Source organism: Ancylobacter tetraedralis (assembly GCF_014195655.1).
Taxonomy (GTDB): domain Bacteria; phylum Pseudomonadota; class Alphaproteobacteria; order Rhizobiales; family Xanthobacteraceae; genus Ancylobacter; species Ancylobacter tetraedralis.
On the sequence record NZ_JACICD010000001.1, the window covers coordinates 640,887 to 663,533 of the forward strand.

Annotated in this window: 22 protein-coding genes and 3 pseudogenes; 13 read left to right on the top strand and 12 right to left on the bottom strand. The window is 66.8% G+C overall.

The annotated features are described in order from the left end of the window. The first annotated feature begins 32 nt into the window (after positions 1-32). On the top strand, positions 33-1,016 hold the full coding sequence (locus FHS55_RS02910; protein WP_183188161.1) for a carbohydrate kinase family protein: 984 nt from the start codon (positions 33-35) through the stop codon (positions 1,014-1,016). Between the two features lie 68 nt (positions 1,017-1,084). Here FHS55_RS02910 and FHS55_RS23320 read toward each other — a convergent pair. Next, positions 1,085-1,268: pseudogene (locus FHS55_RS23320) on the bottom strand (type VI secretion protein); the annotation flags it as partial. Between the two features lie 273 nt (positions 1,269-1,541). On the opposite strand from FHS55_RS23320, the gene FHS55_RS23325 reads away from it, so the two are divergent. Beyond that, complete coding sequence (locus FHS55_RS23325; RefSeq protein WP_246339775.1) at positions 1,542-1,715, top strand: hypothetical protein; 174 nt, start codon at positions 1,542-1,544, stop codon at positions 1,713-1,715. Between the two features lie 88 nt (positions 1,716-1,803). On the opposite strand, the pseudogene FHS55_RS23890 reads toward FHS55_RS23325, so the two are convergent. Then, positions 1,804-2,058, bottom strand: a pseudogene (locus FHS55_RS23890) (transglycosylase SLT domain-containing protein); the annotation flags it as partial. Positions 2,059-2,432: 374 nt separating this feature from the next. On the opposite strand from FHS55_RS23890, the gene FHS55_RS02920 reads away from it, so the two are divergent. The 5 genes from FHS55_RS02920 to FHS55_RS02940 are packed head-to-tail and all read left to right on the top strand — an operon-like array spanning position 2,433 to position 7,362. After that, positions 2,433-3,515, top strand: coding sequence for an LLM class flavin-dependent oxidoreductase (locus FHS55_RS02920; protein WP_183188163.1), 1,083 nt, complete (start codon positions 2,433-2,435; stop codon positions 3,513-3,515). Between the two features lie 31 nt (positions 3,516-3,546). Beyond that, positions 3,547-4,389, top strand: coding sequence for an ABC transporter permease subunit (locus FHS55_RS02925; protein ID WP_210286818.1), 843 nt, complete (start codon positions 3,547-3,549; stop codon positions 4,387-4,389). After that, positions 4,386-5,102 (top strand): ABC transporter ATP-binding protein, encoded by a 717-nt coding sequence (locus tag FHS55_RS02930; RefSeq protein ID WP_183188164.1) that lies wholly within the window; start codon positions 4,386-4,388, stop codon positions 5,100-5,102. The genes FHS55_RS02925 and FHS55_RS02930 overlap by 4 nt, the downstream gene beginning before the upstream one ends. Positions 5,103-5,132: 30 nt before the next feature. Next, entirely contained in the window at positions 5,133-6,131 is a 999-nt protein-coding gene (locus FHS55_RS02935) for an NrtA/SsuA/CpmA family ABC transporter substrate-binding protein (RefSeq protein WP_183188165.1), read from the top strand. 7 nt (positions 6,132-6,138) lie between these two features. Further along, positions 6,139-7,362 carry an acyl-CoA dehydrogenase family protein gene (locus FHS55_RS02940; RefSeq protein ID WP_183188166.1) on the top strand — a complete coding sequence of 408 codons (1,224 nt, stop codon included), beginning with the start codon at positions 6,139-6,141 and terminating at the stop codon, positions 7,360-7,362. A 69-nt stretch (positions 7,363-7,431) separates the two neighbouring features. Here the strand turns inward: FHS55_RS02940 and FHS55_RS02945 are convergent, their stop codons facing one another. The 8 genes from FHS55_RS02945 to FHS55_RS02980 all read right to left on the bottom strand — a co-directional run bounded on the left by FHS55_RS02945 (position 7,432) and on the right by FHS55_RS02980 (position 15,755). Continuing rightward, entirely contained in the window at positions 7,432-8,337 is a 906-nt protein-coding gene (locus FHS55_RS02945; protein ID WP_183188167.1) for an ABC transporter permease subunit, read from the bottom strand. Then, on the bottom strand, positions 8,334-9,113 hold the full coding sequence (locus tag FHS55_RS02950; RefSeq protein WP_183188615.1) for a taurine ABC transporter ATP-binding protein: 780 nt from the start codon (positions 9,111-9,113) through the stop codon (positions 8,334-8,336). The genes FHS55_RS02945 and FHS55_RS02950 overlap by 4 nt, the downstream gene beginning before the upstream one ends. Positions 9,114-9,276: 163 nt before the next feature. Then, complete coding sequence (tauA, locus tag FHS55_RS02955) at positions 9,277-10,281, bottom strand: taurine ABC transporter substrate-binding protein (RefSeq protein WP_183188168.1); 1,005 nt, start codon at positions 10,279-10,281, stop codon at positions 9,277-9,279. Between the two features lie 264 nt (positions 10,282-10,545). Next, positions 10,546-11,940: an FAD/NAD(P)-binding protein gene (locus tag FHS55_RS02960; protein ID WP_343055948.1), complete on the bottom strand. Its 1,395-nt coding sequence runs from the start codon at positions 11,938-11,940 to the stop codon at positions 10,546-10,548. Positions 11,941-11,960: 20 nt separating this feature from the next. Beyond that, positions 11,961-13,139 carry an FMNH2-dependent alkanesulfonate monooxygenase gene (ssuD, locus tag FHS55_RS02965; protein WP_183188169.1) on the bottom strand — a complete coding sequence of 393 codons (1,179 nt, stop codon included), beginning with the start codon at positions 13,137-13,139 and terminating at the stop codon, positions 11,961-11,963. Positions 13,140-13,147: 8 nt separating this feature from the next. After that, the gene (locus FHS55_RS02970) at positions 13,148-13,906 is read right to left on the bottom strand and encodes an ABC transporter ATP-binding protein (protein ID WP_183188170.1); all 759 of its coding nucleotides are present in this window, start codon (positions 13,904-13,906) and stop codon (positions 13,148-13,150) included. A 3-nt stretch (positions 13,907-13,909) separates the two neighbouring features. Continuing rightward, entirely contained in the window at positions 13,910-14,773 is an 864-nt protein-coding gene (locus FHS55_RS02975; RefSeq protein WP_183188171.1) for an ABC transporter permease, read from the bottom strand. Between the two features lies 1 nt (position 14,774). Further along, on the bottom strand, positions 14,775-15,755 hold the full coding sequence (locus tag FHS55_RS02980) for an aliphatic sulfonate ABC transporter substrate-binding protein (RefSeq protein ID WP_183188172.1): 981 nt from the start codon (positions 15,753-15,755) through the stop codon (positions 14,775-14,777). Positions 15,756-15,889: 134 nt separating this feature from the next. Here FHS55_RS02980 and FHS55_RS02985 point away from each other — a divergent pair, with 134 nt between their 5' ends. From FHS55_RS02985 to FHS55_RS03010, 6 genes are all read left to right on the top strand, one after another. Beyond that, positions 15,890-16,501 carry an NAD(P)H-dependent oxidoreductase gene (locus tag FHS55_RS02985; RefSeq protein WP_183188173.1) on the top strand — a complete coding sequence of 204 codons (612 nt, stop codon included), beginning with the start codon at positions 15,890-15,892 and terminating at the stop codon, positions 16,499-16,501. Between the two features lies 1 nt (position 16,502). Continuing rightward, positions 16,503-17,351 (top strand): ABC transporter permease subunit, encoded by an 849-nt coding sequence (locus tag FHS55_RS02990; protein WP_246339777.1) that lies wholly within the window; start codon positions 16,503-16,505, stop codon positions 17,349-17,351. Positions 17,352-17,354: 3 nt separating this feature from the next. Next, positions 17,355-18,134 carry an ATP-binding cassette domain-containing protein gene (locus tag FHS55_RS02995; RefSeq protein ID WP_183188174.1) on the top strand — a complete coding sequence of 260 codons (780 nt, stop codon included), beginning with the start codon at positions 17,355-17,357 and terminating at the stop codon, positions 18,132-18,134. A gap of 55 nt (positions 18,135-18,189) precedes the next feature. After that, positions 18,190-19,140 (top strand): sulfonate ABC transporter substrate-binding protein, encoded by a 951-nt coding sequence (locus tag FHS55_RS03000; protein ID WP_183188175.1) that lies wholly within the window; start codon positions 18,190-18,192, stop codon positions 19,138-19,140. A 166-nt stretch (positions 19,141-19,306) separates the two neighbouring features. Beyond that, a complete protein-coding gene (locus tag FHS55_RS03005) occupies positions 19,307-20,239 on the top strand; it encodes a sulfurtransferase (RefSeq protein WP_183188176.1) in 933 nt (310 codons plus the stop codon). A gap of 44 nt (positions 20,240-20,283) precedes the next feature. Then, positions 20,284-21,507 (top strand): YeeE/YedE family protein, encoded by a 1,224-nt coding sequence (locus FHS55_RS03010; protein WP_343055950.1) that lies wholly within the window; start codon positions 20,284-20,286, stop codon positions 21,505-21,507. Here FHS55_RS03010 and FHS55_RS23215 read toward each other — a convergent pair. Then, a complete protein-coding gene (locus FHS55_RS23215; protein WP_210286819.1) occupies positions 21,495-21,662 on the bottom strand; it encodes a flavin reductase family protein in 168 nt (55 codons plus the stop codon). The two genes, FHS55_RS03010 and FHS55_RS23215, sit on opposite strands and share 13 nt — an antisense overlap. 275 nt (positions 21,663-21,937) lie before the next feature. After that, positions 21,938-22,414 (bottom strand): annotated as a pseudogene (locus FHS55_RS03015) (serine O-acetyltransferase); the annotation flags it as partial. Positions 22,415-22,647: the final 233 nt, after the last annotated feature.

Below are 22,647 nucleotides of genomic sequence, written 5' to 3' on the forward strand. Positions count from 1 at the left end.
GCGGCCGAACGTCCGCGCTTGAGGACAGGGGCATGACCGAGCCTTCCAAGAACGGGCCGGCGATCCTCTGCGCCGGCGAAGCGCTGATCGACATGGTGCCTCGGGAGACGCCGGAGGGCCGGGCCTTCCTGCCGCTGCCGGGCGGCGCGGTGTTCAACACCGCCATCGCGGCGGGCCGGCTCGGTGCGCCGACCGCCTTCTGGTATGGCCTGTCCACCGACCTGTTCGGTGACCACCTGCGCGCGGAACTGGCACGCGCGGGTGTCGACACCTCGCTATGCCGACCATTCGACCGCCCGACGACGCTGGCCTTCGTCACGCTGGTCGAGGGGCAGGCGCACTACCTTTTTCTCGACGAGAACACCGCCGGTCGCATGCTCACTCCGGCCGATCTGCCGGAGATTCCGTCTTCCGTCAGGGCGCTGTTCGTCGGGGGCATCAGCCTTGTCGGCGAGCCGGTCGGATCGACCCTGGAAGCGCTCGCGGCGCGCATCGCTGGCGACGGCCGGGGCAGGCTGATCATGCTCGACCCCAATATTCGCCCCGGCTTCATCCGCGACGAAGCCGCCTATCGCGCGCGCATCGGCCGGCTGATCGGCCTTGCCCATGTGGTGAAGCTCTCCGACGAGGATCTCGTCTGGCTGATGGGGAAGGGGGACATGGACGAGATGGCGCGGGCGGTGCACGCGATGGGTCCGCATCTCGTTCTGGTGACGCAGGGATCGCGCGGCGCGCGTGCCTTAGGGGCTGGCCTCGATGTCGCCGCGCCGGCGCCCACGGTGACGGTTGCCGACACGGTGGGTGCCGGTGACACTTTCAACGCGGCCTTCCTCGCGGCGCTGGAGCGGCGCGACGCGTTGTCGCCTACCGGGCTCGCGGCGCTGGACGCTGATGCTATCGAGGCCGCGCTCATCTTCGCGGTACGCGCCGCGGCGATATCGGTCACCCGCGTGGGGGCCAACCCGCCCTGGCGGCACGAGATGGATGAGGCGCTGGTGCATCAGTCGCAAGCGTGATCCGGCCCGCCGGGCTGGACCGTGGCCATTCCGAAAGCGATGCGGATCGATGGCGCGGCTGGTCCGAAGGCTAGCGACCTGTCCGCTACCGAAGCGTGAGCGATTGCCGGAGACGTTCTTGCCGGGGCGAGAAACCCCGCCGCCGGCCTTTCGAGCCGAGGCGAGAGCCTGGGCGATGAAGGGACGCGCCTGCTCGGCGCGGGCCGAGCGGATGTGGCCGCGACGGACGCGGAACTCGCGTTCATCGCTCATGGTGAAGCCTCGGAATGTGTAGAAGTTTGTCGATTTGCGGCCATCTAAGGGACGCGTGCAACTTTTGGTTCGGCTCCGCAAGGTGCCTAGGCCGCAGAAAACCCATGGAGAAACATCGTCCCGACCACCGCGCAATGTGCGTCCTTTTATCCTGCCCTCGTGCGGTCGTGGTCGCTGTGCTGCACCTCCTTGCCCTCCATGTAGCGCCAGAGCCCGACAGCGTGCGAAAGCCGGTCTTAATGGTCGTACCGCCTTGACGATGGCAAAAGTGCAATGAAAAGCACGCCCGATGGCGGCGCGAGGAGCGCGGCATTGGCTGAATTGCTACGCTCGGGCTGCGCGATTAACAGCGGCGCCTTGCGCCATTTTTGCACGATTGAGCGCACCGTTCCGGTGATAGCCGCGTCAGAATCATTGTCGATGATCGGCGCCAGAGCCGCGATGTAGTTGCGTATCCTCGGCGGCAAAGGCTCGCCGACAAGCGACGCCTCATAGCGCGCTGGCCGATATTATAGGCCACCAGCAGTGCGCATATGCTGCCATAGCGGTCATAAAGTTGCCGCAGGTAAGCCGCGCCGACGCGGATGTTATCGCGCGGGTTGACCGCATCGGCGCGAGGCCGTGATGGATGCGAACCTATAGCACCGACGGGCGAGGCGGCCCGCGGATTGCCGCCCCTCTCACCTCGAAGGACCGCACGGATCCAGCCGCCAGGAAGCTCGAAGCGCTGCGCAGCTTCGTTGATGTAAGCGGCGTCGAACGCGACGGAATACGCCACAGTGGGCGTCATAGTTGGCGCGGTGGCAGAGCCGGACGACACTCCGCTGATCGATAGTCCCAGCTGCGAGGAAGAGCCCAGAGCGATCCATGTCAGCGCACCGCGGCGCGCCGGGCGAGGTCGCCGTCATGGGCCTCGTCCGTGTTCAAAGGACCATGGTTCGGATCGACGGGCGCGTCTGATCCTGGGGCAAAAATGCGGCTTCGGAGCCATCACGCCGGCAAGGGAAACGCCTCGGAAATGCAAGTCCCCGTCGACTTCAGAGACGGCGGTGATGCCCTGGCCTCGGCTTCGAACTCATCACCCGGCGAACGGCCGATGACGTATTTGACACCCTGCCCACAAATACCTATATATTCTATATATTATTAGCTGAGGGGCGGGCGATGGCGTTGCAGGGTATCCGTTTTGGCGTATGGGCGCCGGTGCACGGTCCGCGCGCGGCGTTGAACGATCCTGAAGAGGCGTTCGATGCGTCGTGGGAGCACAACAAGGCGGTCATCCTGGAAGCCGAGCAGCTTGGCTTCCATTCGACGCTGATCGCCCAGCACACCGTCAATCCCCATCTGCCGGACCATGACCAACTGGAAACCTGGACGGCGGCGGCGGCGCTGGCGGCGCTGACCAGCCGGATCGAGATCATCGCAGCCATCAAGCCGTTCATCTTCCACCCGGTCTTCCTCGCCAAGATGGCGCTGCAGATCGAGAACATCAGCGGTGGCCGGTTCGGCATCAACCTCATCAATGCCTGGAACAGCGCCGAGTTCGAGAAGGCCGGCATTGCCTTCGGCGAGCATGATGCCCGCTACGACTATGGCCGGGAGTGGATTTCGATCGTCTCCCGGCTGCTGTCAGGCGAGGCCGTCACCCATAAGGGACAGCATTTCTCGATCACGGACTACAAACTGACGCCGCGCGACCTGCATCGGGCACGGCCCTCCATCTATATCGGCGGCGAATCCGAGCCCGCCCGGGCGCTGGCGGCTGACCATAGCGATGTCTGGTTCATCAACGGCCAGCCGCTCGCCGATGTCGCCAGCCTGATCGCCGATCTGCGTCGCCGCCCGCGCGAGGGCGCGCCGCTGCGCTTCGGCCTCTCTGCTTTCGTGATCGCCCGCGCGACGGAGGCCGAGGCGCGCGAGGCCTATGAGCGCCTTGTCGACCTAGCCAAACAGGATGCGGACGTCCACGCGCTCCAGCGCAAGCACGCCGACCCCAAGACCGTGATGTTCCAGACCATGGCGAAGTCGGTGCGTGTCGGCACCAATGGCGGAACCGCCGCTGGACTCGTCGGGTCCTACGACCAGGTGAGCGAGCGCATCCTCGCCTTCCACCGCGCCGGGATCGAGCTGTTCATGCTGCAATTCCAGCCGCTGCGCGCCGAGCTGCGCCGTTTCGCGGGGGAGGTCATCCCCCGCGTGCGGGCCGCCGGCAACGTCGCGCCGGCTCTCGCGCTTTCCGACGCCTGAAACCTTGGCCGCTTGACGAGAGAGAGCCGGAATGAGTGTGACCACCGAGTTTGCCGCCACTGAGGGCCGGACCTATTCGTCCGCGCCGTTGCCGGGCATTCGGCTCGGGCAGAACGGCCTCGTCGCCCTGTCCTGGCTGGTGCCGGTGCTGCTGCTTATCGTCTGGGAGGGGCTGGCGCGCTTTGGCTGGATCGAGCCGCACCTCCTGCCGGCGCCCAGCAAAGTGGCCCTGACCGCCTACAAGCTCACGGTTTCCGGCACTCTCTTGCACGACCTCGCCGTCAGCCTGCTGCGCGCGGCGGTCGGCTTTGCGATTGGCGGTGGGATCGGTTTCGCGCTCGGCACGCTGGTCGGCTTTTCCCGCATCGCCGAGGCTTTCATCGACCGCAGCGTGCAGATGGTGCGGGCGATCCCGTTCCTGGCCGTGCTGCCGCTCGTCATCGTCTGGCTGGGCGTGGGGGAGGGGCAGAAGATCTTCCTTGTCGCGCTTGGTGTCGCCTTTCCGATCTACGTCAACACCACGCTCGGCATAAGGCAGGTCGACCCGAAGCTGGTGGAGCTTGGCCGCGTGCAGGGGCTGAGCAATTGGGAACTGATCGCGCGGATCGTCCTGCCGGGCGCGCTGCCCTCCATCCTCACGGGCGTTCGCTTCTCTTTGGCGACCGCATGGCTCGCCCTTGTCGTCGCCGAGACCATCGGTGCGCAGGCGGGGCTCGGCTTTCTTGCGCTCGACGCCCGCGAGTTCCTGCGCACCGACGTCATCGTGCTGACCGTCATCATCTACGCGATGATCGGCGTGGCGGCCGACAGCCTCGCGCGGCTGCTCGAACGCCGCCTGCTCAAATGGCACCCGAACTATGGAGCCGGGCGATGACCGTGCAGCCGCGGGCCGAGGCGTTCCAGAAGAACGCCGTGGTGGTCTCGAATCTGCGCCGTGCCTATGGCGAGCGGAGTGTCATCGACCACCTCAATCTGGTGATCGGGCAGGGCGAGTTCGTCGTGCTTCTGGGTGAGAGTGGCTGCGGCAAGACCACGCTGCTGCGCGCCCTGGCGGGGCTCGACCCGGTTCAGGGCGGCACGATCGAGGTGCCGGGCCGCCCGGCGGTGGTGTTTCAGGAGCACAGGCTGCTGCCCTGGGAGACGCTGTGGCGCAACGTGACGCTCGGCTTGCGTGCCGGCGATGCCCGCGCGCGCGCCGCTGCGGCGCTGGGGGAGGTGGGGCTCGGCGACCGGCTCGACGACTGGCCGCGCAACCTGTCCGGCGGGCAGGCGCAGCGCGTGGCGCTGGCCCGCGCGCTGGTGCAGGAGCCGAAGCTGCTGCTGCTGGACGAGCCCTTCGCCGCGCTCGATGCGCTGACCCGCCTTCGCATGCACGGCCTCGTCAAGGACCTTGTCGCCCGTCACCAGCCGGGCGTTCTGCTGGTCACCCACGATGTCGACGAGGCGATCCGGCTCGGTGATCGCATCCTCGTCATGCGCGACGGCGTCATCGCCGCCGAACATCGCCTTACCCCCGACCAGGACGTGGCCGCCGCACGCGCCGAACTGCTGAGCGAGCTTGGCGTCTCCGTCGGCAATGAAAAATAACCATCTCATTGATTTAACAGGAATATCACCATGCCGAACTCGATCCTCATCCCGTCGCGCCGCAGGTTTCTGGCGACATCGCTCGCCGGCGTGGCGGCGGCGGGTCTCGCCAGCGCAAGCCCGTCATTCTCCGCGACCGGGCGTAACACCGACACGCTGCGCCTGACTTGGGGTTATTTCGGCTTGAGCTACCTCGCCAAGGAGCATGGGGCGCTGGAGAAGCGGCTCGCCGACCAGGGCATCAAGGTCGAATGGATCGGCCCATTCCCCAATCATGCGCCGACCATGCAGGCGGTGACCGGCGGCACGGCCGACTATGCCTTCGGCGGCAGCACGACGCCGGCGCTGGCGGCGATCCTCGCCGGCTCGCCGCTCGTCTTTACCCAGTTCTTCATCTATGAGCCCCGCACCACCGCGATCATCGCCAAGAAAAGCTCCGGCATCTCCAAGGTCGAAGATCTCATCGGCAAGTCGGTGGCGGTGAACCGCTCCGGCCTCGGCGAATTTCTCGTCGTCGCGGCGCTGGAGAAGCACAATATCGACCGCTCCAAGGTCAATTTCGTCTATCTCAACCCGCCCGACGCCGCCCCGGCGCTGGCCGCCGGCAAGGTCGATGCCTGGTCGATGTGGAGCCCCGGTGTGGACATCGCCCGCGTCGAGTACGACGCACAGGATGTGTTCATCGAGGAGCGCGACCTGCCGTTCCAGATCGACTTCAACACCTATCTGACGCGCCGCAAATTTGCCGAGGAGAACCCCGACCTGGTGCGCGCCTTCAACGCCGCGATCGTCGCGGAGGCCGAGTGGGCGAACGCCAACAATGTCGAGGCGGAGACCATCGCCTTCAAGGGGCTCAAATACCCGGAAGCCGTGCGCGACCACTTCATCTCGCTGAAGCGCAAATACACCCCCTATTCCGTCACCGACGAAGGCTTCCTCACCAAGTTCCAGACCGCTGCGGACTGGCTGAGCGAGCGCAAGGTGTTGCCGGAGAAGGTGAAGGTCACCGATTACGTGGCCGTGGTGTGAGGGTGTCATGAACAAGCCCGTCGATGCTTCCTTCCTTCGGCCTCCCGCCGATGGGGAGGCCGAACTTGCACGCCTTCAGCCGCTGTTCGACCGGATCGAGGCCGGGGCCAGCGAGCGCGAACGCGAGCGGATCCTCCCCTTCGCCGAGGTCGCCCTGCTGCGCGAGGCGGGCTATGGCGCGCTTCGCCTGCCGGGCCCGGACCATGCCGGGCTCACCTTCCGGCAATTGCTGAAGATCGTTATCCGGCTCGGCGCGGCCGACTCCAACGTCGCGCACATCTTCCGCAACCATTTCACCGTGAACGAGCTCTATGTGCGCTGGGCCCGGGAGGGCCAGGGCCGCGTCTGGCAGGAAGCCATCGCGCGGGGCGCCATCTTCGGCCTCGGCAACATTGAACTGGGCGCCAAGTCGGCCGGCGGCGTGCTGCCTGCGACGACCATCACCCCGGAGGGAGACGGCTTCCGGTTGGAGGGCACCAAATACTACACCACCGGCACGCTCTACGCCGACTATGTGCTGGTGCGCGCGGCGACGCCGGACGAGCGGCTCGCGTCTGTGATCATCCCGGTACGGCGCGAGGGGATCGAGATCGTCGATGACTGGGACGGGGTCGGCCAGCGCCTTACCGCCTCCGGCACCGGCCATTTCCGCCATGTGCGGGTCGAGGGCGCCGAGGTCGTCTTCGATGCCGACGGGGTGGGCTATGGCCACGCCTATTCCAACACGCTGGCGCAGCTCTACGTGACCGCCATCGTCGCCGGCATCGCGCGAGCCGTGGTGAACGATGCAAGGCGGCTGCTGCTGGGGCGTACCCGCACGTTCTACTACGCCAACGCCGAGCGGCCGGCGGACGATCCGCTGTTGCAGCAGGTGCTCGGCGAGCTGTCGACCGACGCCTTCGCGGCCGAAGCTGCCGTGCTCGCGGCCGCCGAGGTGCTCGATGCCGTCGGCGCCGCGCGCGACAGCGGACACGACGACGCGGCCCTCGCCCACGACGCCGCTCTTGCCGCGGCAAGGGCCAAGCTCATCGTGGACGAACTCGCCATTCGCAGCGCTGGCCGCATCTTCGATCTCGCGGGCGCCAGCGCCGCCAGCCGCGCCAGGAACCTCGATCGCCACTGGCGCAACGCCCGGACCCTCGCGACGCACAATCCCGGTGTGACCAAGGCGGCAGCCATCGGCGCCTTCGAGGCGAACGGGACGCGGCTGCCGGCCAAGGGGTTCTTCTGATCTGGCTGCCGGCCACGCAGGAAGGCCGCGCGGCACCGGACACGGAGACGTCGAGCAATGGCCGGCAGCCTAGCCTCTGCCGGCCCATCCGACGAATGTGCGCTCGATGAGGCGCACGGCGCATTCGAAGGCGAACGCCACAGCGGCGATGACGATGATGCCCGCGAGCACCACGTCCGTGGCGAGGAAGTTCGCCGCCGACTGGATCATGAAGCCGACGCCTCGCGTGGCGGCGACAAGTTCGGCGGCGACCAGCGTCGACCAGCCCGCGCCCAGCGAGATGCGGGTGCCGGTGAGGAGGGCGGGCAGTGTCGAGGGGAGCACCACGAAACGCAGCACCTGCGCCGGTGTCGCGCCGAGCGCCCGCGCGACATTCACCCGGTTGCGGTCGACCGCGCGCACGCCCGAGGCGGTGGCGATGATGATTGGCGGCAACATGGCCAGGGCGATCACCAGTACCTTGGCGGTTTCGCCGATACCGGCCCAGATGATGACCAGCGGCAGATAGGCGAGCGGCGGGATCGGGCGGAGGAACTCGACCACCGGATCGAGGATGCCGCGCCCCACCGCGCTGAGCCCGATGGCGAACCCCGCCGGCACGCCGAGCACCAGCGCCGCCAGCAGCGCCGCGAAGACGCGCATAAGGCTTGCGCCCAGATGCTGGGCAAGGGTGGCATCGACAAAGCCTTCGTTCGCAAGGCGGAGAAGCCTTTCCGCGACGGCGCCAGGCGCGGGCAGGAACAGCGCCGGGACGAGCTGGAGCGCTGTGACGAGCCACCACAGTGCGAGGAAGCCAGCGATCGTGCCCAGCGATATCGCAACCCGCGCCGGGATCGCGGGGAGGGAGATTGTGGTCCGCTGACGGTCAACGGTCTGGTCCGCGTCACGTGGCACGCCTTCGGCCGGGACGATGAACGGCAGGGAGAGCTCCGTTACCGGGACGGGACGGACGAAGGGAGCGGGATGAAGGCTCATGGCTGGGCTCCAGCAAAGATCACCCCGCGCAACCTTTCGCGGGCGGCGGCGAAGTCGGGCGCGGACTTGATTTTCGCGCCGCCGCCCTCGCGGAGGGCGCGGCGGGCGAAGGGGAGGGGCTCGTCGAGGACGATCTGCCCTGGCGGCCCGGCCAGCACGACAAGGCGCGTGCCCAGATACAGCGCCTCGTCGAGGCTGTGGGTGACAAAGACGATGGTCTTGCCGGTGCGCTGCCAGACCTCCAGCACGAGATCCTGCATCTGCTCGCGGGTCAGCGCGTCGAGTGCGCCGAGGGGTTCGTCCATCAGCAGGATGTCAGGATCGGCGACGAGCGCGCGGGCAAGGCTCACGCGCTGGCGCTGTCCGCCGGAGAGCTGCCATGTCGCATGGTCACCCTTGCCGGCCAGGCCGACCAAAGCGAGCGCTTCCTCGGCGCGGACGGTACGCTCGGTTTGTGCAATGGAGCGCAGACGCAGTCCGAAGGCGACATTGTCGCGCGCGTTCAGCCAGGGATAGAGCGCGTCGGTCTGAAGGACGACGCCGCGATCGGCGCCGGGGCCGGTGACGCGCCGCTTATCCACCCACACCTCGCCTTCCGTCGGCGTGGTGAAGCCGGCTATGGCGTTGAGCAGGGTGGACTTGCCACAGCCGGAGGCGCCCAGCAGCAGCACCAGTTCACCGGCGGGGACGTCGAGGTTCACGTCACGCAGCACCTCGACCTCACCGCCGTGCGGGAGCGGAAAGCGCATGCCGAGGCGGAAGATCGTCAGTTTCATCGAGACGGTCATGAGCGTCGTGAGCCTCATGAGGAGCGGTGAGAAAAGGGGCCCGACACCGGGACCGTCGAAACGGGCCGAATGCCGGGCCTTAAGTTCGTCGCGGGTCTCACCATCCGCGACGCTCGGGAACGAAAGAAGGAACGTCAGTCAGCAAGGAACCTCAGTTCAGCTTGGCGGCCTGCTCGGCCGGCGCGCGGCTGACATAGGGGCCGTAATCCCTGAGCACGGCGTCGATCCGCCCCTGCTCCTTGAGGAAGGCGGCCGTCTGGGTGACCGCCTCGACCGTGCCGCCACCGAGAAGGCCTTCGGAGAGCTGGTCGGCCAGGAGGGGAAACTTGTTGCCCTTCAAGAGCTCGGGAATTTCCTCCGGCTTGGCGCCGGTGAGCTTGGCGATGGCGGCGACTTGCGGCGAGGCCGCCGTCCAGGTCGCGCCGTTCTTGGCAAAATCGGCGTAGGAATCGGCAGTCACCTTGACGAACTGGGCGACGATCTCGGGGTTCGCCTTGGCGAAGTCCTTGCGCACGATCCAGGCGTCGAAGGTCGGGGCGCCCCATTTGGCGACTTCGGCGGAGGAGGTGAAGACCTTGCCGGTTTCCTTGATCTTGCCGAGCGCGGGGTCCCAGACATAGGCGGCGTCGATGTCGCCGCGGGTGAAGGCAGCGGCAATCTCCGGCGGGCGCAGATTGAGGATCTCGACGCTCTTGGGATCGACTCCCCAATGCTTGAACGCCGCCAGCAGCGAATAATGGGTGGTGGAGACGAAGGGGACGGCGACCTTCTTGCCTTTGAAGTCCGCCGGCTTCTCGATGCCGGAGCCGTTGCGCACGACGAGCGCCTCGGCATCACCGAGCAGAGCGGCGACATAGATCGTCTCGATCGGCAGTTCACGGCTGGCGCCGGCGGCGAGCGGCGAGGAGCCGACATAGCCGATCTGCACGCTGCCGGAGGCGATGGCGGCGATCACGTCGGCGCCGGAATCAAACTTGCGCCAGTTGATCGTCGACTTGGTGGCGGCCTCATAGGTGCCGGCGGCCTGGGCAACCTTGGCCGGGTCGGCGCCGGTCTGATAGGCGATGGTGAACTCGGCGGCGACGGCGGGGTGAGCGATCAAGAGACCAAGCGCGGCGGTGGCGGCGAGAACGCCGCGGCGGGAGATGCTGGACATTGGAATTTCCATGGGTGCGCCGTCGCGGCGCTCATGTGGCGCCGGCGTGTCGGCCGACTGCGATGTGGCGATGGCTAGAGCCGGCTGCCCCGGCGGGCGGTCAGCGGCGTCGACAGGTCCAAGTCATGATGCGCCCCTCTGCGCGACGCCGGCCGGGCGGCCAATGCGGAGGCAGTGCTCCAGCGTCGGTAAGGTATCTGAGCAGAGGCGCCGCGAGCGGTCAAGAATAAATCTACTAATACAGTAGATTTCTTTTGGACGGCGTTAAGCCGCCCGCTCCGACTCTCGGCGTTGCGAAGCCCGATCGACAGTCCCGGCGATGCGGATGGCGTGATGGGTCACGTCGGGCAATCCCATCAGCTCGCCGATCGTGCCCCGCGCGAGCGGGCCGGCGACCAGCAGCGTGGGCTGCGCGATGCCGTTGGCATCGATCGCCTCGCCTTCGGGGGTCACGTCGATGCCAAGCCGCAGCGGATCGGGGCGGGCCAGCCCGTGCGCCTCCAGCGCGGCAAGCGCCGGGTTGGCGGCGAAGACCGAGCCGTGGGCAGGCCCGGTGGCAATGATGACCGCGTCGAAGCGCTCCTGCACCAGCGCGCCGTCGCGCCGCGTGCGGAGCCCGACATGGATGACGTCCCCCTCTCGCGTGACCGACTTCAGCGAGGCCGCACGGACGGCGAGCGTACCGGCAGCGATCCGGCGGTCCAGCACGTCCTCGATCTGCGGGGCGATGCGGAAGCGGTGGACGTCCCAGAACGGGCGCAGGTGGCGCAGCAATCGGGCCCGCTCGGCCAGTGGCAGGCCCTGCCAGATCGCACTGCCCTGGAGGCGCACCTGGTCGAGCACGCAGTGCCAGCTCTTGCCCTGCTGCGCCGCTTCGGCCACCGCGACACGGACACGGCGCACCAGATCTCCGGTGGTGCGGATGGGCGGCGTGAGAAAATCGCCGGCGGGATCGTGCTGCGCGGCGGGGTGGCCTCGCGAGCGCAGGCCGCGCCGGGAAATGGCGAGGATCTCGCCTGTATGGCCGCGTGCCTCGAGGCTCGCCACGATGTCCGCCATGGTGAGGCCGGTGCCGATGATCAGCACGCGGTCGGTTGGCCGGATGGCATCAAAGGCGCCGGACTGCCAGGGATCGCTGACATAGCGGGGATGGCCGTCCAGCGCCGCTTCGACGGCGCGCGGGGCAGAAGGCGCGGCATGGGCCACCGCCAGCACCACGATATCCGCCCGGATCAGCGTGCCATCGGACGCCGCGATGTGATAGCGCCCGTCAACCGAGGCGATGTCCTCTGCCCGCGCCCGGATATGGTGGAGGCGCGGGGCAAAGGCCGCCAGCGCCTGTGACACATACAGCCCGAACACCGCGCGGGAGGGAAAGCTGCGCCCCTCATGCCGGGCGGCGGGGTCGCCGTCGAGCGCCCCGGAGGTCTCCAGCCAGTCGTTGAAGTGATCCGGTGTGTCCGGGATCAGCGACATGCGCGTTGCTGGCACGTTGATGCGGTGCTGCGGGTCGGCGGCGCTGTAGGCGAGGCCGCGGCCGAGTTCCGCCCGCGGCTCGAGGATGACGAGGTCGAGTTCCCGCTGCTGGCGCAGCAGGTGCCATGCGACGGCAGCCCCGGAGAAGCCGCCGCCGATAATGGCCACTCGGGTGTCGATCACCCTGTCCTCCAGAGGCACGTTCACGACTGTGCCGCGCGCACCGGGGGACGGTAGTCATTGGCGATGGTCTCGCCGAAGGGGCCGGTGTTCACCTTGCCGCTTGCCTGCGCGATCGAGTGATTGAGCTTGAGGCGCGGCAGCACCAGCTCGGCCACGCGGTAGGCTTCCTCCAGATGCGGGTAGCCGGAGAAGATGAAGCTGTCGATCCCGAGATCGGCATATTCGCGGATGCGATGGGCGACCGTCTCGCCGGAACCGACGAGGGCCGTGCCGGCACCGCCGCGCACCAGTCCAACGCCAGCCCACAGATTGGGACTGACCTCAAGCTGGTCCCGACGACCGCCGTGCAGGGCGCTCATCCGCGCCTGGCCAACCGAATCGAGACGGGAGAACACTTTCTGTGCTGCGGCGATGGTGTCATCGTCGAGGTGGCGAATGAGGTCTTCCGCTGCGTCCCACGCCTTGGCGTCGGTCTCGCGAGCGATAACGTGCAGACGAATGCCGAAGCTCACCTTGCGGCCCTCGGCTTCGGCGAGCGCCCGCACCTGCTTGATCTTCGCCTCGACGGCCGCCGGAGGTTCGCCCCAGGTCAGGTACTTGTCGACATGCTCGGCCGCGACCTTGTTCGCCGCTTCCGAGGAGCCGCCGAAATAAAGCGCCGGGCCGTTCGCCTGTTGCGGCGGGAACAGCAGATGGGCGTCCTCGACCTTGATGTGCTTGCCGAAATAGGTGACGTGCTCGCCGGCCAGCAGGCGGCGGTAGACCTGCAGAAACTCGTCGGTGACCGCGTAGCGCTCGTCATGATTGAGGAAGATGCCGTCGCCGGCATTCTCCACCGGGTCGCCGCCAGTGACGATGTTGATGAGCAGGCGTCCGTCCGAGATGCGGTCGAGCGTCGCGGTCATGCGGGCATAAAGTGTCGGCGAGGCAAGGCCCGGGCGCACCGCCACGAGATAGCGCAGGCGCTTCGTGGCCGGGGCGAGGGCCGAGGCGACAAGCCAGCTATCCTCGCAGCTCTTACCCGTCGGGATCAGCACGCCGTAATAGCCCAGCCGGTCGGCCGCCTGCGCGACCTGGCGCAGATAATCGATATCGACCTCGCGCGCACCAATCCCGGTGCCGAGATAGCGCCCGTCACCATGAGTGGGCAGGAACCACAGGACATTCAGTCCGTCGTTTGAGGAGCCAGGGTGAGACATGGGTTTTCCTATTCTGCGGCGGCTGGCACCGCCGCTTGGCGGCGGATGGGACCGAGGACGTTCAGTATCTGGCGTTTGAGGGTTTCGACATCAGGCGCGCCGGGCGCGCGCGGACGCTCCCGCGTGACATCGAGGAGCGCGCCGATGCGACCGGGGTGAGGCTGCATGACGACGATGCGATCCGCGAGCAACAGGGCCTCGTCGATGTCGTGGGTCACGAGCACCAGCGTCGGGCGGGTGTCTTCCCACAAGGAGAGCAGGTGGTCCTGAAGATCGGCGCGGGTGAAAGCATCGAGCGCGGAGAACGGCTCGTCCAGCAGCAGCACGCGCGGCCGGGCGACCAGCGCGCGGGCCAGCGCCACGCGCTGGGCCTGGCCGCCGGAGAGTTCGCGCGGCCAGCGGTCGCCGTGCCCGGCAAGGCCGATGCGCTGGAGTGCCGCCTCGATGCGCGCGGCGCGCTCGGCGCGCGGCACATGGGCGATGCCGAAGCCGATATTCTCCGCGACGCTAAGCCAGGCGAGAAGGCGCGGCTCCTGGAACACGATGCCGATCGCCGGGTGCGGCGCGGTAACGGTCTCGCCATCGAGGTCGATGCGGCCGGTGCTCGGCCGGTCGAGGCCGGCGATCAGGCGCAGCAGCGTGCTCTTGCCGCAGCCCGAGCCGCCGACCACGGCGAGGATTTCGGCCGGCCGCACGTTCAGCGTCAGATTGGCCAGCGCCTGGGCGCCGGAGGGGTAGGTCTTGCCGATATTCTCGATACGCAGCATCGCTCAGCCCTCCGCCGCCGCGGCACGCTGCGCGGTGTCTTCCCAGCGCAGCAGCGGCGCGCTCGCGACCACCAGCAACGCGTCGGTCAGCTTGCCGAGCACGGCGAAGACCACGATGGCCCCGACGATCTGCGCCGGCTTGCCGAGCTGCTGGCCATCGACCAGCAGATAGCCGAGGCCTTCCGAGGCGCCCATGAACTCGGCGGCGACGACAAACATCCAGCCGAGGCCGAGCCCGGAGCGCAGGGCCACGATGTAGTGCGGCAGCACCGCCGGCAGCAGGATGCGGCGGGCCAGCTGCGGCCGGGTCAGGCGGAAGCTGCGGCCGACCTCGATGATCTTGCGATCGACCGAGAGGATGGCGCCCAGAGTGCCGAGATAGACCGGGAAGACAACGCCGACCGCGATCAGGCTGATCTTGGAGGCCTCGAAGATACCGAGCCAGAGGATGAAAAGCGGCACCCAGGCGATGGAGGGAATGGCGCGCAATCCCTGCAATGTCGGGTCGATCAGCGCGCGGGCAAGGCTGGAAGCCCCCGCCAGCACGCCGAGTAGCGTGCCGGCGGCGATGCCGAGCGCGAAACCCGCGGCGACGCGGGCGAGGGTCGCGCGGATATGAAGGGCGAGATCGCCGTTGCGGGCGAGATCATTGAGCGTTGCCAGAATCGTCGTCGGCGCCGGCAGCAGCCGTCCCTGGCTAAGGCCCGTGCGAATGGCGATTTCCCAGGCGAGCGCCGCGCCAACCGGCAGGGCGAGGCCGAGCAGTACCCGGTGCCAGCCCTGGAGCTGTACCCCGGGGCGTCTCACGCGCCAGCGGCGCCTCGGCGGCGCGCTGGGTGTTTCGACGATGCCCTCGGCGGCGCTCATCTCAGGGCCCCGGCGGCAGGTAGCGGGAATCGATCAGCGCGTCGACGGTGCCGGGAACGTCAACGCTGGCGGCGATGACGCCGGCTTCCTGCAGCGCCTTGCCGGAAGCGATGATGGTCTGCTTCTGCTCGTTGCCGATCGGGCCGAATGTCAGATCGGTGCGCTCAAGCTGGCGAGCGATGACCGGTGCGGGCAGCTTGGTGGCGCCTTGCAGCAGGGCGGCGAGGTCCGCAGGATTCTCGACCGCCCATTTGCGCGCCTTCTCATAGGCGGCGAGAACGCGCTTGACGATCTCGGGGTTTTCCTTCGCGAACTCCTCGCGCACATTGAGCACGCCCCAGCTATTGGCGGCAGGGTCGCGGAAAAACAGCACGGCGCCATCATCCAGTTCGGCTGAGGCCATGAGCGGATCGAGCCCCGCCCAGGCGTCGACATCGCCGCGCGTCAGCGCTAGACGGCCATCGGCGTGCTGCAGCAGGACGAAACGCACGTCCTTGTCGGTCAGGCCGTTGGCGGCCAGCGCGCGGATCAGGAAGATGTGCGGATCGGTGCCGCGCGTGACGGCAACGCTCTTGCCCTTGAGATCACTGACCTTGGAGATGCCGCTGTCTTTGCGGGTCACCAGCGCTGTCCACTCGGGGCGCGAATAGACATAAATCGACTTGATTGGGTTGCCGTTGACCCGGCCGATCAATGCCGCCGCTCCGGCCGTCGAGCCGAAATCGAGCGAGCCGGCATTGAGGAACTCCAGCGCCTTGTTCGAGCCCGCCGACTGCACCCAGCGGATGGTGGTGCCATCCTTGGCGAATTCCTCCTCGAGGAATTTCTTGTCCTTCAGCACGATCGAGACCGGGCTGTAGGTCGCCCAATCAACCCGGATCTCTGCCGGCGATGCAGCGACGGCGGGAAGGCCCGCAAGGCTCGTCGCGGCGGCCATGGCGGCAAGGGCCGTAAAAGCGCGCCGGGTAAGGGAGACGTTCATAAGCGAGGTCCCGATTGCAATATATATAAAATCGATAGATTATTAGTTTTGACTGTGCAAGACCTATGTGGCGGGGATCGGCTTTTTGCTCACGAGGCATTTGTCCGCCCTGTCGAACCGATGAGAGATGCGACATGACCCTGTTGAAAGCCGGTAGTTTGAGCGTCGAGCCGCTGAAGATCGTGGGACTGAGCGGCGGCCTGTCTTTCCCCTCGCGCACGCTGTCGCTGGTCGATCTGGCACTCGGGCGCATCAGTGCGCAGGCAAGCGTGGCCGGTCTCGCAACCACCACGCAACTCGTCGACATCGCCGGGCTGGACGGGATTGGCGCGCTGCGGACGCGCCCGGCCAGCGAGCCGATCGAGGCAGCGTTGCGGGCGGTGGAGGAAGCCGATTTCCTGGTCGTCGGCTCGCCGGTCTACAAGGGCTCCTATTCCGGCCTGTTCAAGCATTTCGTTGATTTCCTGGATTATCGTGGCCTTGTCGGGCTGCCGGTCGCGCTACTCGCCACCGGCGGCAGCGAGCGCCATGCGCTGGTGATCGAGCATCAGCTCCGGCCCCTCTTCGCCTTCTTCCAGGCACAGCCGCTCGGCACCGGCGCATTCTTCACCGAGAATGATTTCGCCAATGGAATCGTCAGCCCCGGCGCGGCGCAGGAGCGCTTCGCGCGCGTCGTCGAGGAGGCGGTTCACGCCCTGACGGCGCGGCGCATGAAGCCTCACGCGACGATCGAAGAGGCGGCCTGACATGTCGCTTGTGGAACGCAGCGCCCGCTTCGGCACGGCAAGGGCCAGCCGCAAGGGGACGCCAGGCGCCGCTGTGCTTGGCCGTTTCGAGGCGCGGATCGCCGGCTGGTTCCTGCCCGCGCTGCTGCTGGTGGTGTGGGAAGTCCTGTCGCGCGTCGGCTATCTCGCGCCCAACGTGCTACCCGCGCCATCCGCCGTGGCCAGTGCCGGCTGGCAGGTTCTGAAATCGGGCGAACTCATCCATCATATGGCGGTGAGCACGGCGCGCGCTCTGGCGGGCCTCGCGGTGGGTGGCAGCATCGGCTTCGTCCTCGGCATTGCCAACGGACTCTCCGATCTCACGCGCCGCTATAGCGACACCACGCTGCAGATGATCCGAAATATTCCTCATCTGGCGCTGATCCCGCTGGTGATCCTGTGGTTCGGGATTGAAGAAGAGGCCAAGCTATTCCTCGTCGCGCTCGGCGTGTTCTTCCCGATCTACATCAACACGCTGCACGGCGTGCGCAGCGTCGACCCGCAACTGATCGAGATGGGGCGTGCCTACGGCATGACGCGGTGGACGCTGTTTCGCGATGTCGTATTGCCGGGCGCACTGCCCTCGATCTTCGTCGGGCTGCGCTTTGCGCTCGGCATCATGTGGCTGACGCTGATCGTTGCCGAAACTATTGCCGCCGAATCCGGGCTCGCCCACATGGCAATGCAGGCGCGTGAATTTCTGCTCGTCGACATCGTTGTGCTGGCGATCGTGATTTACGCGCTGCTTGGCAAGTTGGCCGACGTCGTGACGACGGTACTGGAACGGGCGAGCCTGAAGTGGCACCCCTCATTTCAGAAAACCGAGGGTTGAGCGATGAACGCCCCGCTTCGCCCTCTGAATGTTCCACAGCGCGCTGCCGAGCCACCGGTTGCCGGAGGCATTGCTGCGAGCTTCAACGCGGTCCGCCGCGATTTCGGCGCGAAGCGCGTGCTCGACGGGATCGATCTGCAGATTGAGGCGGGGCAGTTCATCGCCATTGTCGGCAAGAGCGGCTGCGGCAAGAGCACGCTTCTGCGGCTGCTCGCCGGGCTCGACCAGCCATCCGGCGGGTCGATCACCTCGGACGGTAAGCCACTAGAGGGCCTGACCCGCATCATGTTCCAGGAGCCGCGCCTGCTGCCGTGGCAGCGTGTGCTGGCCAATGTCGAGGTCGGCCTGCCGCCTGAGGTGAGGGGCGAGCAACGTCATGAGCGCGCGCTTGCAGCGCTGGCGCAGGTCGGGCTTGCCGATCGGGCCGGCGAGTGGCCGTCCGTTCTTTCCGGCGGCCAGAAGCAGCGCGTCGCGCTGGCGCGGGCGTTGATCAGCGGCCCGCAGATTTTGGCGCTGGACGAACCCTTGGGCGCGCTTGATGCGCTCACCCGCATCGAGATGCAGCGCCTCGTCGAGCGTATCTGGCGCGAGCAGGGCTTTACCACCGTTCTGGTGACCCATGATGTGTCCGAAGCCGTGGCGCTCGCCGACCGCATCATCCTGATCGATGACGGCCGCATCGCGCTGGACCTCGACGTGCCGCTGCCACGTCCGCGTCGACGCGGCAACGCCGACAGCGCGCGGCTCGAAGGCCTCATTCTGGAGCGACTGCTGGGCTCATAGGGCGGCGGGCTCCTTATCCTTCCAATTTTAACGTTGCAAAGAAGGACGACTTACCATGACGTCGATCACGCGCCGCACCGCGCTTGCCGGGGCCGCAGGTCTCGCCCTCGCCCTCGGCTCGCGCGCGGGCTTCGCCGCCGAGACGCAAGTGCGCGTCGGCTACCAGAAATACGGCACGCTGGTGCTGCTCAAGGGCCGCGGCATTCTGGAGAAGAAGCTGGAGCCGCTGGGCGTGACAGTGAAGTGGGCGGAGTTTGCCGCCGGGCCGCAAATGCTGGAAGCGCTGAACGCCGGCGCCATCGATATCGGCCAGACCGGCGAAGCGCCGCCGATCTTCGCGCAGGCCGCGAGCGACAATCTGCTCTACCTCGCCAACGAGCCGCCGGCGCCCAAGGGCGAGGCGATCCTTGTGCCCAAGGACAGCGCGATCAAGTCGGTGGCGGAGCTCAAGGGCAAGACGGTCGGCCTCAACAAGGGCTCCAACGTCCACTTCCTGCTGGTCAAGGCGCTGGAAAAGGCGGGTCTCGCCTATACCGACATCACGACCAAATTCCTGCCGCCAGCCGATGCCCGCGCCGCTTTCGAGAAGGGCGCGCTCGATGCTTGGGCGATCTGGGACCCGTTCCAGGCTTCGGCCGAGCTGGCGATCGGCGCGCGCGTACTGACGACGGCTGAGGGCATCGTGCCGAACTACCAGTTCTATCTCGGCTCGCGGAAGTTTGCCGACGCCAACCCGGCAGTGATTGACGCGTTGATCGCATCGATCCGCGAGACGGACGAGTGGATCCAGAAAGACCCGGCGGCGGCGGTCGCCGAACTGGCGCCGATCACCGGCATCCCGGCGCCCATTCTGAGCGTCGCTGTCGGACGGCAAAGCTTCGGCGTTGCAGCGCTCACCCCGAAGGTTATCGCGGACCAGCAGTTAGTCGCCGATACCTTCTTCGGGCTCGGGCTTCTGCCGAAGAAGATCGTGGTGGCCGATGCCGTGAGGAAGGGCGCGTCCTGACGTGAAGCCTCGGGCCGGCCTCACAGTGGGCCGGCCCTGCCTCGCTGAACGCAAACGATAATATACTAATTTTATATAAATATATTGACCGTCATATTACGTTGCGTAATTATCAGCCTCAGAGCTTTGAGATCCCAACAGAGTCAAGCAATCTGAGGAGTATACCATGTCGAACCTCCGTCTGGCGGGTGGATTGCTCGTTGGCGTCCTGCTGACTGCAATAGTGTCCCCTGTCAGCGCTCAGCAGGGACCGCTGGTTGATGCCGAATGGCTCTCCAAAAACTTGGAAAACCCGAAAGTCCGGGTATTCGAGGTGAGCGTCGATCCCGGAGTCTATGAGCACGGCCATGTGCCGGGCGCGGTCAACATCAGCTGGCACACCGATCTGGTCGATCCCGTGAAACGCGACATCGTCAGCCCGGCCAAGTTCGAGGAGCTGCTTGAAAAGGCCGGCGTGACCAAGGACACCACGATCGTCCTCTATGGCGACAACAACAACTGGTTCGCCGCCTGGGGTGCGTGGGTGTTCAACCAGTACGGTCTCGGCGACCAGGTGAAGCTGCTCGATGGCGGGCGCAAGCTGTGGGAGAAGCAGGCGTTGCCGCTCGATACCAAGGCACCGTCCTATGCCAAGTCCGACCTGACATTGCTGCCAGCAAAGCCGGAGTTGCGCGCCCGTCTCGCCAATGTGCTCGAGGTGGTCGAGGCTAAGAAGGACGCGGTGATCGTCGATATCCGGTCCGGTGACGAGTTCTCCGGCAAGCTGTTCGCCCCGGAAGGCTCCAAGGAACTGTCGATCCGTGCCGGCCACGTGCCGGGCGCGAAGAATGTGCCCTGGTCGAAGGCGGTCGATGCCGAGACCGGCAAGTTCAGGTCGAAGGAAGAGCTCAAGAAGCTTTATGCCGATGCCGGCGTCGACGGCTCCAAGCCGATCATCGTCTATTGCCGCATCGGCGAGCGCTCCAGCCACACCTGGTACGTGCTGTCGCGCATCCTCGGCTACGACGTGCGCAACTATGACGGCTCCTGGACCGAGTACGGCAATTCGGTCGGCGTGCCCGTCGTCAATCTTGCCGGCACGGTGTGGCAGGGCAAGTAGACGATCTCGCTTGACGTTTCCCTCCAGGCTGCGGCGCGGGGCCTGTGCCGCCGCGCCGTTTCTTATGCGGCGGCTTGATGCGTATTCTCCCCGTGTTCATTTCCCTTGCCGTCGCGGCGACCATCGTCGCGAGCGTGCTGCACCTGTCTTCGGGCGACGGCGAAGGGCGATCCCTCGGGCTTTCGCTGGCGCTTGGCGCGCTGTTCGGGGTGGTGTTGCAGCGCTCGCGGTTCTGCTTTTTCTGTCACACGCGTGATCTGGTCGACGACGGCGATCCACGGGGCGTGCTGGCGATATTAGTCGCGCTGGCGGTCGGTGCGGCTGGCTATCTCGTAGTGATCGGCGCCTGGCTGCCGGTGCCGTCGCCCGAGCGCCTGCCGCCCGACGCCCATATCGGTCCGGTTAGCCTTGTGCTTGCCGGCGCCGCCCTGCTGTTCGGCTTCGGCATGGCGCTGTCGGGTTCGTGCATCTCCGCGCATCTTTATCGGCTCGGTGAAGGATCGCCGACCGCACCCTTCGCCCTGTTGGGGGCGGGGGCGGGGTTCGTGCTCGGCTTCCTCACCTGGAACCCGCTCTACATGGCGGCGATCTCCGAGGCGCCGATGATCTGGCTGCCGCATTATCTAGGCTATGCCGGCACGCTTGGAGCGACCTTAGCTATGCTCGCGTTGCTGGGCGGGATCGCCCTGTGGCGCGCGCGGCCCGGCAGAGTTGTCGAAGCGCGGGCCTCTGGCATCGACCTTTCCGGCCTGGCGCGTGCCATCTTTATCGCGCGCTGGCCGGCGGCGATCGGCGGTGCGGCCGTCGGTGTGCTGTCAGCCGCAAGCTATTTGCGGGTCGGTCCTCTCGGGGTGACGGCGGAGATCGGCAGCCTCGCGCGCAGCGGCGCCGGGGCGCTCGGCGTGCTGCCGGACACGCTTCACGGCCTTGACAGCTTTCGCGGCTGTGCAACGGCGGTCAAGGCGGCTCTGCTGTCCGAGAACGGGCTCTTCATCGGTGGCCTCGTCGCCGCCAGTTTGGCCGCGGCTTTAGCTGCAGGCCAGTTCACGCCGCGCTGGCCGTCAGCACGCGATGTGTTCAGCGGACTTGTCGGAGGGACTTTGATGGGGTGGGGCGCCATGACGGCGCTGGGATGCACGGTGGGCGTGCTGCTCTCCGGCATTCACGCCGGTGCCCTTTCCGGATGGGTGTTTCTTGCCGCCTGCCTCGTCGGGACGCTGCTCGGGCTGCCTATCCGTCGCGCGCTGATGACGGTTCACAGCCGATAGCTCTCGATAAGCGGGGCCCAATCATCACCCGCCCCGACTAGCGAGCGATAGCCGCCGCGCCATGACAGCAACGGATCACCCTGGGGGATGGTTCGTGCAGCCCGGATGCGGCCGATCAGGAGCACATGGCTGTCGCGCTCGATGACGTTCTCCACCGCGCGGTCGAAGCCGTCATGGCGTCCACCAGGATGGGGACGTTGTCGTCAAGCGGGGTCCACTGCTGGTCGTTGGAGGGGTCGCACCCGAACCGCAACCAGCAGCGCCGGCACCTCGCCGGGGAGGGTGGAAACGGTCCCGAGCGTGGCCCAGCACTCGTCACCCACGCCCGTTGTCGCGATGGCGACACTACCAACCACTTGCTTGAGCGCGGTGCGACAGGAATCGTCTACCGGCGGGGCCGCCAATTCGGGCCGCCTGAAAGCAAGAGTCATCACTCATTCCTACCTGTGGTTCGGCTATGGGCCTGGGGGATGGCGCTACCGGGCGGAACGTCATGTGTCAGCCAGACATTGCCGCCGATGCTCGAGCCTCGCCCGATGGTGACGCGGCCGAGCACGGTGGCGCCAGCATAGATGACGATGTCGGTCTCGCTGATAGGATGGCGCCGGTTGCCCTTGATCAACGCGCCTTGGGCATCGGACGGCAAGCTGCGGGCGCCGAGCGTCACCGCCTGATACAGTCGTACCCGCTCGCCGATTACCGTGGTCTCGCCGATGAACACCCCGGTGCCGTGATCGATGAAGAAGCTGCCGCCGATCTGCGCCCCAGGGTGGATGTCGATGCCGGTCCGCGAGTGGGCGATATCGGTGATCAGCCGTGCAAGGAAGGTCGCGCCCAACTGCTGCAGCGCATGGGATATGCGGTCATGAATGACCGCCGTCAGGCCGGGGTAGACAAGAAGTATCTCGGAGTGGCCCGTGCGAACCTATTAGAACCTGAAAACTCCGCGCGTCGATCTTTCTGCCGCCGCAGGGCTGAAAGTTCTGAAAGTGGTTGCGCTGAGCCAATAGGGGCAGACCGCTAAGTCGAGACGAAGAGCCCGCCGGCCGCGTGAAGCCACCGGCCTCGTCCTGATCGAGCCGGCAGGATCGCGGGCGGCAGCAGAACGTGCCAGGCAGCCGCGCCTCTCCCTGGAACTTC

Coding starts and splice junctions, on each gene's coding strand:
- ssuD (WP_183188169.1), bottom strand. CDS start 13,139: ATGTCTCACCCTGGCTCCTCAAACGACGGACTGAATGTCCTGTGGTTC.
- FHS55_RS03000 (WP_183188175.1), top strand. CDS start 18,190: ATGACGTCGATCACGCGCCGCACCGCGCTTGCCGGGGCCGCAGGTCTC.
- FHS55_RS02930 (WP_183188164.1), top strand. CDS start 4,386: ATGACCGTGCAGCCGCGGGCCGAGGCGTTCCAGAAGAACGCCGTGGTG.
- FHS55_RS02950 (WP_183188615.1), bottom strand. CDS start 9,113: ATGAAACTGACGATCTTCCGCCTCGGCATGCGCTTTCCGCTCCCGCAC.
- FHS55_RS02945 (WP_183188167.1), bottom strand. CDS start 8,337: ATGAGCCTTCATCCCGCTCCCTTCGTCCGTCCCGTCCCGGTAACGGAG.
- FHS55_RS02995 (WP_183188174.1), top strand. CDS start 17,355: ATGAACGCCCCGCTTCGCCCTCTGAATGTTCCACAGCGCGCTGCCGAG.
- FHS55_RS02970 (WP_183188170.1), bottom strand. CDS start 13,906: ATGCTGCGTATCGAGAATATCGGCAAGACCTACCCCTCCGGCGCCCAG.
- FHS55_RS02990 (WP_246339777.1), top strand. CDS start 16,503: ATGTCGCTTGTGGAACGCAGCGCCCGCTTCGGCACGGCAAGGGCCAGC.
- FHS55_RS02975 (WP_183188171.1), bottom strand. CDS start 14,773: ATGAGCGCCGCCGAGGGCATCGTCGAAACACCCAGCGCGCCGCCGAGG.
- tauA (WP_183188168.1), bottom strand. CDS start 10,281: ATGTCCAGCATCTCCCGCCGCGGCGTTCTCGCCGCCACCGCCGCGCTT.
- FHS55_RS02925 (WP_210286818.1), top strand. CDS start 3,547: ATGAGTGTGACCACCGAGTTTGCCGCCACTGAGGGCCGGACCTATTCG.
- FHS55_RS23325 (WP_246339775.1), top strand. CDS start 1,542: ATGAAAAGCACGCCCGATGGCGGCGCGAGGAGCGCGGCATTGGCTGAA.
- FHS55_RS02910 (WP_183188161.1), top strand. CDS start 33: ATGACCGAGCCTTCCAAGAACGGGCCGGCGATCCTCTGCGCCGGCGAA.
- FHS55_RS02980 (WP_183188172.1), bottom strand. CDS start 15,755: ATGAACGTCTCCCTTACCCGGCGCGCTTTTACGGCCCTTGCCGCCATG.
- FHS55_RS02940 (WP_183188166.1), top strand. CDS start 6,139: ATGAACAAGCCCGTCGATGCTTCCTTCCTTCGGCCTCCCGCCGATGGG.
- FHS55_RS02920 (WP_183188163.1), top strand. CDS start 2,433: ATGGCGTTGCAGGGTATCCGTTTTGGCGTATGGGCGCCGGTGCACGGT.
- FHS55_RS02985 (WP_183188173.1), top strand. CDS start 15,890: ATGACCCTGTTGAAAGCCGGTAGTTTGAGCGTCGAGCCGCTGAAGATC.
- FHS55_RS02935 (WP_183188165.1), top strand. CDS start 5,133: ATGCCGAACTCGATCCTCATCCCGTCGCGCCGCAGGTTTCTGGCGACA.
- FHS55_RS03005 (WP_183188176.1), top strand. CDS start 19,307: ATGTCGAACCTCCGTCTGGCGGGTGGATTGCTCGTTGGCGTCCTGCTG.